Raw genomic sequence first — 13713 nt, forward strand, 5'->3', positions numbered from 1 at the left:
CGCGCAACAACAACCGGATCAGCGATTTCAATGCAAACCGTGCTCAGCATAGCAGTCGATGCCCTCGCTTACGGCATGGTGCTGTTCGTCATCTCCATCGGTCTCTCCGTCACGATGGGGCTGATGCGCGTCGTCAATCTGGCCCATGGTGCCTTTGCCATGATCGGCGGCTATATCGCCTCTTATGCCGCGCACGACCTTGGTCTTGGCTATGCCGCGGCGGTGCTTCTGGCTGTCGTCGGCACCGTCATCATCTCCATCCCGATCGAACGGCTGCTTTATCGCCGCATCTATGGCGCGCCGGAGCTGACGCAGGTGCTGATGACGATCGGCATCACCTTTTGCATCATCGGTATCGCCAATTATGTCTTCGGCCCGACCTTGAAGACCATACCGCTGCCGGGTAGCCTGCAGGGCTCGGTCGATCTCGGCTTCCGCACCATCGGCACGCACCGTATCTTCGCGATCGTCTGCGGTCTCGTGGTCGCGCTCGCGCTCTGGTATCTGATCGAGAAGACTGCGTTCGGCGTCAAGCTGCGCGCGTCCGTCGATAATGCCTCGATGGCGGCCGCGCTCGGCGTGCGCACGGAAGTGGTCTACGCGGTCAGCTTCGCCGTTGCGGTAGGGCTTGCCGCCTTCGGCGGCGTAGTGGGTGCGGAGCTCTTGCCCGTCGAACCTTATTATGCCCTGCGCTACATGGTGACTTTCCTCGTCGTCGTCTCGGTCGGCGGCGCCGGCTCGATCTCGGGTGCGTTGCTCGCCTGTCTCATCCTCGGCTGTATCGATACGACCGGCCGTTACCTCATGCCGGAATACGGGGAATTCTTCTTCTATCTGGCCGTCATTGCCATCGTCTGCGTCTTCCCGCGCGGCTTTGCCGGGAGAATGAAGTAACATGGCGTTGACGCTTGAAAGAGAGGCCACTTCGATCGTGACCAGACATCGTACATTCGGGCAGGATCTGATCGCGGTTGCGGTCGTCATCGTCGTTGCTGCCGCCGGCTACCTGCTGTTTCCGGATAACCTTGCTCTTTTGACCCGGCTGATCGCGATTGCACTTCTCGTGCTGTCGCTCGATCTCGTCACCGGCTATTGCGGCGTGGCGACTCTCGGTCATGCGGCGCTGTTTGGTGCCGGCGCTTATGCGGCCGGCATCGCATCAGCCCATTACGGCATCAACGATCCACTGTTGATGACGCTTGCCGGCATTGTCGTCGGAGCCATCGCCGGGCTGGTCTGCAGCGTCGTCATCTTGCGAGCGCACGGGCTGCCGCAACTCGTGCTGTCGATCGCGCTGATCTATCTCTTCCACGAATTCGCCAACAAGGCATCGAGCTGGACAGGCGGCAGCGACGGATTGTCGGGCATATCGGCCGATCCGCTATTTGGTACTTTCGAATTCGATCTCTATGGGCATACAGCCTACATCTACGGCGTGGCGCTGCTGCTGATTGCGCTTGTGCTGTTGCGAATTCTTGTGCGCTCGCCCTTCGGCATGCTTTGCCGCGGCATTCGTCAGGACCCGCTGCGCATCCGTGCCATGGGCGCCTCGCCAAAGGTGGCGCTGATCAAGATGTATATGATTTCCGGCGCCGTTGCCGGCGTTGGCGGCGCGCTGACGGCGATCTCGACGCAGGTCGTTGGCCTCGACAGCCTGTCCTTCACGCAATCGGCGGAGGCGCTGGTCATGCTCGTGCTCGGCGGCACCGGATCCTTGTTCGGTGCTCTTGTCGGCACCGTGATCTTCATGCTCTTCGAAGATTATGTCTCCGCCGCCAATCCTTTCCATTGGCTGACGATCGTCGGTGCGCTTCTCATCCTCGTGGTTCTCTTCGCGCCCAAAGGGATTTACGGAACGGCCGCCGCCTATCTGGCCCGTCGCAGGGAGGCACGGGCATGAGCGCGATTTTCGAGGTCAGCAACCTGAAGAAGGCGTTCGGCGGCCTGACGGTGACCAACAATGTCAGCCTGTCGATGGCGCCGGGCGATCGCGTAGCCTTGATCGGCCCGAACGGCGCCGGCAAGACCAGCTTCGTCAATCTCGTGACCGGCAATCTGCCGGCGGATTCCGGCGAAGTCCGTATTGCCGGCCAAAACGTCAACAGGGTCGATGCCATCGGCCGGGTCCGTCGTGGCCTCGTGCGGTCCTTCCAGATGACGCGGCTGTTTCAGGACATGACGCCGGCCGAGCATGTCGGCATGGCGGTGCTGCAGAGGACGGGGCGCTCCGGCCGCATGTTCGGCAATTTCCTCTCCATGCGCGATGTCATGGCCGAGACGGAGGAACTGCTCGGTACGCTTGGCCTTGCAGCACTTGCTCACCGCAAGGTCAGCGAGATCGCCTATGGCCAGCAGCGGCTTTTGGAGATCGCCGTCGCCATGGCCCTGAAACCGAAGGTGCTGTTGCTCGACGAGCCCGCCGCCGGCGTGCCGCAGAGCGATACCGGACGCATCGAGCAGGCGTTGGCGGATCTGCCCGCGGATCTTGCCGTGCTGATGATCGAGCATGACATGGATCTCGTCTTCCGCTTTGCCAAGCGCGTGGTGGTACTCGCCGCCGGCACGATCATATTCGACGGCTCACCGAAAGACGTGACTGAGGATGCGCGTGTGCGCGAAGCCTATCTGGGGAGCTACGCCAATGCCGGCCACGCCGCTTGAAGTCGAAAACCTGTCGGCCGGTTATGGTCCGACGCGGGTGCTGGAAGGCGTTTCCTTTTCCGTGCCGGCCGGTGGTCGGCTGGCTGTCCTAGGCCGCAACGGTATGGGCAAGAGCACGCTGCTTGCCACGCTTGCCGGCCAGACCCGCCGCTATGATGGCCGCATTCGGCTGGGCTCGGCCGATATCGCCGGCCTGCCAAGCGCCAGACGCGCTCATCAGGGCCTCGGCTATGTGCCGCAGACGCGGGATGTCTTCCCGACGCTGACGGTCGAGGAAAATCTTTCCGTCGGGCTGAAGAGGCGGCCGAAGAGCGCCCTGCAGGAGGCCTATGACATGTTCCCGCGCTTGAAGGAGCGTCGCCGGAACCTCGGTGGCCAGCTTTCCGGCGGCGAACAACAAATGTTGTCGACCGCCCGAACCATCCTCGGCCGCCCCTCCGTCCTGCTTCTGGACGAGCCGCTGGAGGGGCTTGCCCCTGTCATCTGCGAGGAACTGATGGCGGCGTTCGCCAAGCTTGCCAGGTCGGGCGATATGACCATCTTGCTGGTCGAGCAACGCATTCAAAGCGCACTGGATTTTGCGAGCGACGTCATCATTCTGGAGCGCGGCCGGCTGGCCTGGAAGGGGACACCCGAGGCGCTGGCCAGGGATCATCATGCGGTCGAGCGCCTGCTCGGCGTCGGTGGCCTGCACTAGCGTATCCGCCTTTTCGGCGGAACCATAGCAACATGTCTTTGCTATAGAGCGATGCCTTTGCATCCGCGATGTACAATTGCGGTGATTGTTTTGTTTGTCGTAAACTTTCCGCCTGCTTGATTATGAAGGAGGCACGACATGGACCATTTCACCGGCGGCTGCCTGTGCGGCAAGGTGCGAATAACGGCGTCGAGGCGCCCATATCGGGTCGGAATTTGTCATTGTCTCGATTGCCGCAAGCATCACGGCGCGCTTTTTCACGCATCCGCGATTTTTCCTGAGGATGCGGTGACGATCGAAGGCGAAACGGGTGACTATGCCGGCCGCTTCTTCTGCCCTCACTGCGGCTCGTCCGTCTTCTCGCGAAGCGCAGACGAAATTGAAGTGAACCTGGGATCTCTGGATGCCCCCGATCAGTTGAAACCGACCTACGAGCTCTGGACTGTTCGTCGCGAATCCTGGCTGCCGCCGTTCCCGCTCTCAAGACAATACGATCGCGATCGGGAGACAGCGAGCCGCTTCGAGGAATAGATCACGCTTCACCGAGGGTGACGCGGGCAAAAACTATCGACAGCGACCGAACTCGCCAATTCATGTTGACGACAAAACGTTGACGATTTATCGATATATTATCATTGTTGGCGTCGTTCTGCTGGAGGCGAGTTTGTCGGAGAACATTTCAGGTCGTTGGGATTTCTGGATCGATCGCGGCGGCACCTTTACCGATGTCGTCGGGCGCGATCCATCCGGCGCTCTCCACGCCCGCAAGGTTCTCTCTGAAAATCCCGAGGCCTATCGCGATGCCGCCGTTCACGGCATCCGTCTCCATCTCGGTCTCGACAAAGGCGAGCCAGTTCCCGAAGGTGCGATCGGCGAGGTCCGCATGGGCACGACGGTTGCCACCAATGCGCTGCTCGAGCGCAAGGGCGAACGTCTTGCTCTGGTGACGACGAAGGGTTTCAGGGACGCGCTGCGCATCGGCTATCAGGAACGCAAGAAGATCTTCGCGACCGAGATCGTCAAGCCGGAAGCGCTCTACGAAGATGTCGTCGAGATCGAGGAGCGCGTGCTTGCCGACGGCACCGTCGAGCTTGCTCTGGACGAAAAGGCTGCAGAAGCGGCGCTGCGCGATCTTCTCTCAAAGGGCTATCGCTCGGTGGCGATCGTCTTCATGCATGCCTACAAGTTTCCGGCGCACGAGGCTGCGGTCGCCAGGATCGCACGATCCCTCGGCTTCGAGCAGGTCTCCGTCAGCCATGAGGTTTCGCCGCTCATCAAGCTCGTGGGACGTGGCGATACGGCCGTCATCGATGCCTATCTCTCGCCGGTGCTCGGCCGCTATATCCGCCAGGTCTGTGATGAGCTCGATGTCGAGCGCACCGGTGCGCGCGTCATGTTCATGATGTCGTCGGGCGGCTTGACCGCTGCCGACATGTTCCAGGGCAAGGACGCCATCCTCTCCGGTCCGGCCGGCGGTGTGGTCGGCCTTGCAAAGACCGGCGAACAGGCGGGCTTTGCCAATGTCATCGGCTTCGACATGGGCGGCACCTCCACGGACGTTGCGCATTTCGACGGCGAATATGAGCGTGCCTTCGAGACGGAAGTAGCTGGTGTTCGCGTCCGCGCACCGATGATGCTCATCCATACCGTCGCTGCCGGCGGCGGCTCGATCCTGCATTTCGATGGCGATCGCTTCCGCGTCGGTCCGGATTCGGCCGGCGCCTTTCCAGGACCCGCCTGCTATCGCAATGGCGGCCCGCTGGCCGTCACCGACGCCAACGTCATGGCCGGCAAGCTCCTGCCGGAGTTCTTCCCCTCCATTTTCGGCCCCAATCAGGACCAGTCGCTCGATGTCGAGACGGTGCGCGCCAAGTTCGCAGCACTTGCAGCCGAAATCGGCGATGGCCGCAGCCCGGAAGACGTCGCCGACGGTTTCATCCGCATCGCGGTTGCCAACATGGTCGAGGCGATCAAGAAGATTTCTGTTCAGCGCGGCTATGACGTGACGCGTTATGCGCTCAATTGCTTTGGCGGCGCCGGCGGACAGCATGCTTGTCTGGTTGCCGATGCGCTCGGCATGAAGAGCATTCTTCTGCATCCGATGTCCGGCCTACTCTCCGCCTATGGCATGGGGCTTGCCGATATCAGAGCAACGCGCCAGAAGGCGCTCGGGGTTCCGCTCGATGATGCCGCACCAACTGCGATCGCAGCACTCGGCGGCGAATTGCGCGGCGAATGCGTGCCCGAGTTGGAAGCACAGGGCGTCGCAACAGCCGAGATCAAGACGGTTCAGCGCGCCCATATCCGCTATGCCGGCACCGATACCTTGCTGGCCGTTGAGACGACTTTCCCCGAGATCGATGACCCCGCGCGATTGCGCAGCCAGTTCGAGACGCTGCACAAGCGTCGCTTCGGCTTCGTTGCCGAAGACAAGCCTCTCGTCGTGGAAGCCGTTGAGATCGAAACCATTGGTGGCGCGGCCGCCGATATCGCAGTCGAGCTGGAAGCCGTTGCCGAAGGTGAGGCGCAGGCGACAAGACAGACGTCCTTCTATTCAAGCGGCGAAAGCCACGATGCGGCCGTTGTCCTACGCCAGGCGGTCAAGCCCGGCCAGACCGTGACCGGCCCGGCTGTTATCATCGAGCCCAACCAGACGATCGTCATCGAGGACGGCTGGCAGGCACAGCTGACCGCCAAGGATCATATCGTCCTCAAGCGCATCAAGGCGCTGCCTGAGCGCAACGCTATCGGCACCAAGGCCGATCCTGTCATGCTCGAAATCTTCAACAATCTCTTCATGTCGATCGCCGAGCAGATGGGCATGACGCTGCAGAACACCGCCTATTCCGTCAATATCAAGGAACGGCTGGATTTCTCCTGCGCCGTCTTCGACGCCGAAGGTAATCTCGTCGCCAATGCGCCACACATGCCGGTTCATCTGGGCTCGATGGATGCGTCCGTCGCAACCGCGATCCGTGAGAATGCGGTCATTCATCCGGGCGATGTCTTCGTCATCAACGCACCCTATAACGGCGGCACACATCTGCCCGATCTCACAGTCTGCACACCGGTCTTCGACGATGCCGGCCAGATGATCCGCTTCTGGGTCGCCAGCCGCGGTCATCATGCCGATATCGGCGGCATTTCGCCGGGATCGATGTCGCCGCTCGCCACCCATATCGAGGAGGAAGGCGTCTATATCGACAATTTCAAGCTGCTCGATCGCGGCCGCTTCTGTGAAGCGGAGCTTACGAAGCTTTTAACGGGCGCGCGCTATCCGGTGCGCACGCTTGCGCAGAACATCAACGATCTCAAGGCCCAGGTCGCCGCCAACGAAAAGGGTGTTGCCGAGCTGAAAAAGATGATCGTTCACTTCGGTGAAGATGTCGTCGACGCCTATATGGGCCACGTTCAGGACAATGCGGCCGAAAGCGTGCGCCGCGTTCTCGACCGTCTGTCCGACGGCGAGTTCAGCTATGAAATGGATCAGGGCTGCAAGATCGTCGTCAAGATCTCGATCGACAAGGACAAGCGCGAGGCAACGGTCGATTTCACCGGCACGTCGGCACAGCGTCCGGATAACTTCAACGCACCGCAGCCGGTGACGCGGGCCGCTGTCCTTTATGTCTTCCGCGTGCTCGTCGAGGCCGATATTCCGATGAATGCCGGCTGCCTCAGGCCGATCCGGATTATCATCCCGGAAGGCACGATGTTGACGCCGAAATATCCGGCCGCGGTCGTTGCCGGCAACGTCGAAGTCAGCCAGGCCGTGACCAACTGCCTGTTCGGCGCTGTCGAGGCGCTCGCTGCAGCGCAAGGCACGATGAACAATCTGACCTTTGGCAACGACGCCTATCAGTATTATGAAACGATCTGCTCTGGTGCGCCGGCGGGGCCAGGCTTCAATGGCGCCGATGCGGTTCATACGCACATGACGAATTCGCGCCTGACGGATCCCGAAATCCTTGAGACCCGCTTCCCGGTCATTCTGGAAGATTTCCACATTCGTCCGAATTCCGGCGGACGCGGCAAGTGGAATGCCGGCAACGGCACGCAGCGCACCATCCGCACGCGCGAAAAGCTGGAATTCGCCATCCTGTCCGGCCATCGGCGCGTGGCGCCCTTCGGTGTCAAGGGCGGCGAATCCGGCCAGACCGGCCGCAACTATGTTCGCCGCAACGATGGCACGATCGAAGAGCTGATCGGCTCCGCCCATACCGTGCTTGAGGCGGGCGAGGCCTTCACGGTCGTCACCCCCACGGGTGGCGGCTACGGAAAGCGGGACGAATAGCAATGTGATGCCGGGTCGAGCGGCCATTGACCGTTCGGCCTGTCGAATCTGCAGGATCTTGGTCCGGTTCGGAGGAGTTTTTAGGTGACGTCCGAGGAAAAGAGCAAACGGCGCGAATTGATCGTATCGTCAGCCCATTTGGCGGGTGGCAGCTCGCCCGCTTTGTCGGAACTGGAATACGGGTCGATCCTCTTTTCCCATGCCTTCAATCGCTGGCTGGTGCGCTGCATGGCGGCAGCCGGCGTGCCCGGTCTTTCACCGATCGAAATCCTGATCATTCATTCGGTGCGGCATCGCGACCGGCCGAAGACGCTTGCCGATCTCTGCCTCGTGCTCGATATCGAAGATACGCATGTCGCCAATTACGCCATCAAGAAGCTCGAGGCGGCAGGCCTTGTCAAAAGCGGCAAGGCGGGCAAGGAAAAGACCATCCGGGTGACTGACAAGGGCCTGGACGCGCTGAAGCGCTACACTGAAATTCGCGAGCGACTGCTCGTCGAGGCGACGAAAGTATCCGGTCTCTCGCAGGACGGCCTCTCCGATATTGCCTCGCATCTCAGGGCGTTGTCCGGCTATTACGAACAAGCCGCGCGGTCGGCCGCCACGCTGTAAGATAAAAGGGCGTGCAAGTTTCTCCCAAATCTTCCTAGCCCCTCCCAAGGTTCGCTTTTCATCGTGAACTAATATAACCTGGATGGCTGGCGTCACACGCAAACTCCCGCCCCTTATCTATTCTGTCATTTCATACCTATATTAGATCTGTGCGATCCGTTGGCGGCAATCCGCCCAACGATCTGTGTCGGCCAACCGATGAGATCCAGTTTTTACCACTGCACGACTTTTAGAAATTGCTGGCTTCGCACAATAGCAAAAGTGTGCTTTTTTTGACCGAAAGGGGAATGGTGTAAAAACTTCCATGAACAACGATAGTTTTGAGCTGAAATTTTGGGGAGTACGGGGGAGCATCCCTGTATCGGGACCGGAATTTGAGCGGTACGGCGGCAATACGTCGTGCATCGAGTTACGACATGACGGCAGGCATATCTTATTCGACGCCGGGACTGGTTTGCGCGAAGCGGCCGCCTCCCTTGCCAAGGAAGGGGTCCGCAATATCGATCTCTTCTTCACCCATTCGCACTACGACCACATCATCGGTCTGCCTTTCTTCAACGCGATCTATGATCCGCGCGTCAGCGTCGATCTCTGGTCGGGCCATTTGGCAGGTAAGACGACGACGCGACAGTTGATCGGCCAGTTCATGCGGCCGCCATGGTTTCCCGTTGAACCCGATATCTGTCGTGCGACGATGAATTTCCGCGATTTCGCCGCCGGCGATACGTTGAAGCCACATCCAGGCATCGTCCTCCATACGACGAGGCTGAACCATCCCGGCGGCTGTATCGGCTATCGCATCGAATGGGCGGGCCGGGTGATCGCCATGGTCTATGATACCGAGCATGTGACCGGACGGCTGGATGAGGCCGCGCTTGAGCTGATGGCCGATGCCGATCTTGCCATCTATGATGCGACCTATCTCGAAGCGGAGATGCCGAAATATCTGGGCTTCGGCCATTCCACATGGCAGGAGGGCATCAAGCTCGCCAAGAAGGCCGGCGTTAAGCGGCTCGCCATGTTCCATCACGCACCCGGCCGCACGGACCGCGAACTGGATGACATGCAGCGCGATGCGCAGAAGAGCTTCCCCGAAGCGTTCTTCGCCTTTGACGGACAGTCGCTGCAGCTCTGAGAGGCCGTTTGGCCGCAAGTGTCCGTTGTTAGACCAGGCGACACCTTGTAGACTGGAACGACACCCGGAGGTTAAAGACATGGCCGTCAAGCGGATGGACAACGTAGGAATCGTCGTCGAAGATCTCGCAGGGGCAATCGATTTCTTTCGCGAACTCGGTCTTGAGCTTGAAGGGCAGGCCACGATCGAAGGAGAGTGGGCCGGGCGTATCACCGGACTGGGCGATCAGCGCGTCGAGATTGCCATGATGCGCACGCCGGACGGCCACAGCCGGCTCGAACTCTCCCGCTTCCTCGCACCGGCTGTCGTCGCGGATCACCGGAATGCCCCGGTCAACGCCTTGGGCTATCTCAGGGTCATGTTTGCCGTCGACGACATCGACGACACGCTTGAAAGGCTCCGCATGCGCGGTGCGCAGCTCGTCGGCGAGGTCGTCCAGTATAGTAACGCATATCGGCTCTGCTACATCCGTGGGCCTGAAGGGCTTCTCATCGGACTCGCCCAGGAACTCGGCTGAGCGTAATACGACCACTAATGTACGAAATGGCCGACCGGCCGCCATTCGATGGCGGCATGGCCGGCCGTTTCCTCGAATAGCGTCTCTACGAAATCCCAGGCGAGATCGTCATGGACGAGATGGTGCGTCATCACCCCGATCGGTTCGTCGTGGCCATCGAAACGAATCTGGAGCTCCTCCACCAGACGTGCGATCACTTCTGTATGCGGTAGACCGCCACGCATCCCGTGCCATCTCATGATGTCGATATGCGTGTTGATCAGGCCGATAGGGGCCTGCTTTGCTAATCCGAAGACGGAGACGGCGCGGTAGCCGAAGGGAGCGAGATGCGGCAGCAGCGCGTCATCGATACGGTTCCACGGCGGCACCAGCAGCGGGACGAACTGCTTGACATAAAGGGCCTTGAGCTTGTCGAAGCCGCGATGCAGCTCGTCGAGTACGATCTGCTGCGGCCGGTGCAGGCCAAGCTCCTGCTTCTTGGTATCGTCAGGAGCATAGTTTTGATGCGTCCAGCCGTGCACCGTGGCGGTGATGCGGTTCTCGGACGCCAGTCGCTCGGCCAACGGCTCGCCGGTCAGTCCCGGAATGATCGCAAGAGCCATCGGCACGTCGAAACGATTGGCAAGCGATAGCAGCCGGTCGAGGGCAGGGGTCGGCTCGATGGCGTCGTCGTCGCGGAACCACAGTTTTACCTTTCGTCCAGCCTCGCTCCATCGACGCAGTTCGTCGCGCAGGGGCTGCCAATCGGCTCTATCGCTCATAATAGGTATCTCCCAGATGGTTTCGAAGAATGGTTTCCAGCCGCTTCGATGCGGCGGGCAGTGAACGCTCCTGATGAACGAAGTCATAGGCTGCGTCTGCCATGGTCTGTCGCTGGCTTTGATCGTTCAAAAGCCGAGCGATGGCACCGGCATAGGCTTCGACATCGCCTTCCGGCGTTAAAAGTCCCGTTTTGCGCGCCATCACCACTTCCGGCACGCCGGCCGTTGCCTGCGCGACCACGGGCAGGCCCGCCGCCTGCGCCTCCAGATAGGCAAGGCCATAGGCTTCGTTGCAGCCGGGCCAGACATAGAGGCCGGCGGTCGCCAGCTCCTGCGCGATCTCTGCGGTGGAGCGTTCTCCGCGCCAGATGATGCGGCTTTCGCCGAATGTGGAAAACAACGATCTGACCTCGGCCCGCATCGGCCCGTCGCCGATGATGGTGAGGGTCCAATCCTGATCGCGGATAAGATCGAGCGCGCTCGCCAGCATGGCGTAGCTGTCAAACTTGTCGCCCTTCCGCAACATCGCCACGGCAATCAGCCGTCGCGGATCCGGGAAAGAGCGTACAAATGGCGTCGCGTCGATGAAGGGCAAAAAGCGCTCGTAGCGACCATCGGGGATCGCATCGAGCAGACCGATCCGGTCCCGCTCGGTAAAGCACAGATTAACGGTGGCAAGCCTTACCGCATCGGCGATAAGACGCTGGTTCTCGCTCCAGCCGTTCTCGTCATGACGGCGGGAGTAGGAAGCCTCGGCCGTCACATAGGGAATGCTCAGCCTCCTGGCGACGGATGGACCGATGAGATCGGGCGTCTTGTAATAGGGATGATAGGTGAACCATAGGTCGGGTGCCGTCTCGCTCCGCCAGCGCTCGGTCAGACTATCCATTTCGGCCCGGGCCTGTCGGGCTATCTCCATGCGTGGCCCGGCTTCAGGACCCGGCGTGAAACTGCGCAATTCAGAAGCGACTTCGACCTGGTGTCCCGCCATCTTCAATACTGAGATGATCTGGCGCGCCATCAGCCGGTCGCCAGATGGGACCGGATGAGCGGGAGACTTCAAGGGGGCGTAAAAGGCGATCTTCATGGCGTCGTCACACAGTTGACGATTAAGTGATGACAGGAACCCGAATTGTGAGAGGATTGCCCGAATTCCGACCGGTTGCGTGACAATAAGGTCCCTGCTTCAAAAAGCCGCATCCTCGACAGCATGCGGCGTTGCGGCTAGATGAATAGGCGATAGCCGTTTTCCCACCTGTTGTGAACGGGCAATATACATTGGGTTTGATGACCATCGAGGCAAGAAAGCCAATCATTACCGATCGTCTGGTGCGAAAGCTCCGTCTCGGCTCCGGTCTGATCGTTTTTGCTTTCGTGATCATGCATCTGGCCAACCATTCCCTCGGGCTGATCTCGCTCGGTATGGCCGAACATGCTCAACGTTGGTTCATGGCCGTGTGGCGCAATCCGGTCGGAACCGCGCTTCTTTATGGCGCGCTGATTCTCCATATCCTGCTGGTGCTGCGGATGCTTTACAGGCGCAGAACGCTCGTCATGCCTGCCGGCGAAGCTTTTCAGATCGTAACCGGTCTGCTGGTGCCCCTGCTGCTGATCGATCACATCATTGCGACGCGCATCGTCCATGAGGTCTACGGCTATCATGACACCTACAAGGCAATCGTGCGCAGCCTGTGGGTGACCTCGCCGCTCAATGGCCTGCGCCAGTCGTTCGTGCTGCTGATTGTCTGGCTCCACGGATGCATCGGCGTTCATTTCTGGCTGCGCTACCGTCCTTGGTACACGGTGATCGCTCCGGTGATATTATCGCTTGCCATCGTTTTGCCGGTTCTCGCTTTGCTTGGTTTTGCCGCGATGGGCAAGACCGTGGCGCATGAAGTCGCCCAGGAGGATGAGCGCGGCTATCCCGGCGGCTACTACAGCGACATGCGGAGCTATGGCGAGACCGGCTCCGCGCCGGGCGGCCAGATGACACAGGCCTTGTGGCCATACCGAGCAGGGTTCTATGGCGCCTTCAGCTTGTCGCTTGCCGCTCTTTTCGCCTTTCGTACGCATCGCAGATTGCGTGAGCGCCAGTACCAGGTCGCCATCCGCTACGCCGGCGGCGAGGTGGTGCATGCGCCGCGCGGCTTTAGTGTGCTCGAAGCAAGCCGTCTCGGCGGCATCCCGCATTATTCGGTCTGCGGCGGTAAGGGGCAATGCTCCACCTGCCGCGTGCAGATCATCGAGGGAGCAGAGAACCTGCCACCGCCCGAGCCGCTGGAGCAGAAGACGTTGAACCGCATCGGCGCCACGCCGGATGTCAGACTTGCCTGCCAGCTGCGTCCGACCGGTAATGTCAGCGTCTTGCCGCTGCTGGCGCCGATGGCCGAAGCGACGATCCCGGTCTACACGCAGGCTGCAAGCCCTGGCCGCGAGCGGGAGATCGTCGTCTTCTTCTGCGATCTGCGCCATTTCACGTCGCTGACCGAATCGCGGCTGCCCTTCGACATCGTCTTCCTGCTCAATCGCTATTTCGCCATCGTTGGCCGCATCATCGAGGAGAATGGCGGCCGGATGGACAAGTTCATTGGCGATGGTGCCATGGCCCTCTTCGGCCTTCGCACGACCCCGAAGGAGGCCAATCGCCAGGCATTGAAGGCCGCCGCTGCGATCATCCGGGAGATCGATAAGCTCAGCGATGAGTTGGCCGACGAGCTGGCAGCACCGCTCGAGATCGCCATCGGCATCCACACCGGCCTCGCGGTGGTAGGCTCGATGGGGTATGGCACCGTTAAGAACGTGACGGCGATCGGCGATACGGTCAATGTCGCCAGCCGCCTTGAAAGCGTCGCCAAGGAATTCAACACTGCGCTCGTCTTTTCAGAGCCGGTGGCGCAGCTGTCGGAAGCGGATATCGCCGGCACCGAAAGCCGCGAGATCGCCGTTCGAGGCCGCGGTGAACCCTTGCGGGTCTATATCGTTTCGAAAGAGGCGAGCGGCCACTTTGCCTGATTTTTAGAGGCCCGCATTGCCGATCTT

12 protein-coding genes are annotated in these 13713 nt (G+C 60.6%); 10 read left to right on the forward strand and 2 right to left on the reverse strand.

The genetic code is table 11. The features are described from left to right. Window positions 1–30 precede the first annotated feature (30 nt). The 9 genes from ABOK31_RS22760 (at window position 31) to ABOK31_RS22800 (ending at window position 9913) form a co-directional block, all read left to right on the forward strand. On the forward strand, window positions 31–894 hold the full coding sequence (locus ABOK31_RS22760) for a branched-chain amino acid ABC transporter permease (RefSeq protein WP_349960994.1): 864 nt from the start codon (window positions 31–33) through the stop codon (window positions 892–894). A gap of 1 nt (window position 895) precedes the next feature. Next, complete coding sequence (locus ABOK31_RS22765; protein ID WP_349960996.1) at window positions 896–1900, forward strand: branched-chain amino acid ABC transporter permease; 1005 nt, start codon at window positions 896–898, stop codon at window positions 1898–1900. Next, window positions 1897–2661 (forward strand): ABC transporter ATP-binding protein, encoded by a 765-nt coding sequence (locus ABOK31_RS22770; RefSeq protein WP_349960998.1) that lies wholly within the window; start codon window positions 1897–1899, stop codon window positions 2659–2661. The genes ABOK31_RS22765 and ABOK31_RS22770 overlap by 4 nt, the downstream gene beginning before the upstream one ends. Beyond that, window positions 2642–3358, forward strand: a complete 717-nt coding sequence (locus tag ABOK31_RS22775; protein WP_349961000.1) for an ABC transporter ATP-binding protein — start codon at window positions 2642–2644, stop codon at window positions 3356–3358. The genes ABOK31_RS22770 and ABOK31_RS22775 overlap by 20 nt, the downstream gene beginning before the upstream one ends. A gap of 138 nt (window positions 3359–3496) precedes the next feature. Further along, entirely contained in the window at window positions 3497–3889 is a 393-nt protein-coding gene (locus ABOK31_RS22780; RefSeq protein ID WP_349961002.1) for a GFA family protein, read from the forward strand. A gap of 133 nt (window positions 3890–4022) precedes the next feature. Beyond that, window positions 4023–7649, forward strand: a complete 3627-nt coding sequence (locus ABOK31_RS22785; protein WP_349961004.1) for a hydantoinase B/oxoprolinase family protein — start codon at window positions 4023–4025, stop codon at window positions 7647–7649. Window positions 7650–7733: 84 nt separating this feature from the next. Next, on the forward strand, window positions 7734–8261 hold the full coding sequence (locus tag ABOK31_RS22790) for a winged helix DNA-binding protein (protein WP_092707114.1): 528 nt from the start codon (window positions 7734–7736) through the stop codon (window positions 8259–8261). A gap of 304 nt (window positions 8262–8565) precedes the next feature. Beyond that, complete coding sequence (locus tag ABOK31_RS22795) at window positions 8566–9396, forward strand: MBL fold metallo-hydrolase (protein WP_174181825.1); 831 nt, start codon at window positions 8566–8568, stop codon at window positions 9394–9396. 79 nt (window positions 9397–9475) lie between these two features. Further along, on the forward strand, window positions 9476–9913 hold the full coding sequence (locus tag ABOK31_RS22800; RefSeq protein ID WP_174181827.1) for a VOC family protein: 438 nt from the start codon (window positions 9476–9478) through the stop codon (window positions 9911–9913). A gap of 14 nt (window positions 9914–9927) precedes the next feature. Here ABOK31_RS22800 and ABOK31_RS22805 read toward each other — a convergent pair whose 3' ends face one another. Further along, window positions 9928–10674, reverse strand: a complete 747-nt coding sequence (locus tag ABOK31_RS22805; protein WP_349961007.1) for a polysaccharide deacetylase family protein — start codon at window positions 10672–10674, stop codon at window positions 9928–9930. Continuing rightward, complete coding sequence (locus ABOK31_RS22810) at window positions 10664–11761, reverse strand: glycosyltransferase family 4 protein (protein WP_349961009.1); 1098 nt, start codon at window positions 11759–11761, stop codon at window positions 10664–10666. Before ABOK31_RS22810 ends, ABOK31_RS22805 begins: the two co-directional genes overlap by 11 nt. A 200-nt stretch (window positions 11762–11961) precedes the next feature. Here ABOK31_RS22810 and ABOK31_RS22815 point away from each other — a divergent pair, with 200 nt between their 5' ends. Continuing rightward, the gene (locus tag ABOK31_RS22815) at window positions 11962–13686 is read left to right on the forward strand and encodes an adenylate/guanylate cyclase domain-containing protein (RefSeq protein WP_174182442.1); all 1725 of its coding nucleotides are present in this window, start codon (window positions 11962–11964) and stop codon (window positions 13684–13686) included. Window positions 13687–13713 lie beyond the last annotated feature (27 nt).

The organism is Rhizobium sp. ZPR4, from assembly GCF_040215725.1.
Classification (GTDB): Bacteria; Pseudomonadota; Alphaproteobacteria; order Rhizobiales; family Rhizobiaceae; genus Rhizobium; species Rhizobium rhizogenes_D.

Bases quoted from the DNA above. Each gene is read 5' to 3' on its own strand.
- ABOK31_RS22760 (WP_349960994.1), top strand. From the start codon at position 31: ATGCAAACCGTGCTCAGCATAGCAGTCGATGCCCTCGCTTACGGCATG.
- ABOK31_RS22765 (WP_349960996.1), top strand. From the start codon at position 896: ATGGCGTTGACGCTTGAAAGAGAGGCCACTTCGATCGTGACCAGACAT.
- ABOK31_RS22770 (WP_349960998.1), top strand. From the start codon at position 1,897: ATGAGCGCGATTTTCGAGGTCAGCAACCTGAAGAAGGCGTTCGGCGGC.
- ABOK31_RS22775 (WP_349961000.1), top strand. From the start codon at position 2,642: ATGCCGGCCACGCCGCTTGAAGTCGAAAACCTGTCGGCCGGTTATGGT.
- ABOK31_RS22780 (WP_349961002.1), top strand. From the start codon at position 3,497: ATGGACCATTTCACCGGCGGCTGCCTGTGCGGCAAGGTGCGAATAACG.
- ABOK31_RS22795 (WP_174181825.1), top strand. From the start codon at position 8,566: ATGAACAACGATAGTTTTGAGCTGAAATTTTGGGGAGTACGGGGGAGC.
- ABOK31_RS22800 (WP_174181827.1), top strand. From the start codon at position 9,476: ATGGCCGTCAAGCGGATGGACAACGTAGGAATCGTCGTCGAAGATCTC.
- ABOK31_RS22805 (WP_349961007.1), bottom strand. From the start codon at position 10,674: ATGAGCGATAGAGCCGATTGGCAGCCCCTGCGCGACGAACTGCGTCGA.
- ABOK31_RS22810 (WP_349961009.1), bottom strand. From the start codon at position 11,761: ATGAAGATCGCCTTTTACGCCCCCTTGAAGTCTCCCGCTCATCCGGTC.
- ABOK31_RS22815 (WP_174182442.1), top strand. From the start codon at position 11,962: ATGACCATCGAGGCAAGAAAGCCAATCATTACCGATCGTCTGGTGCGA.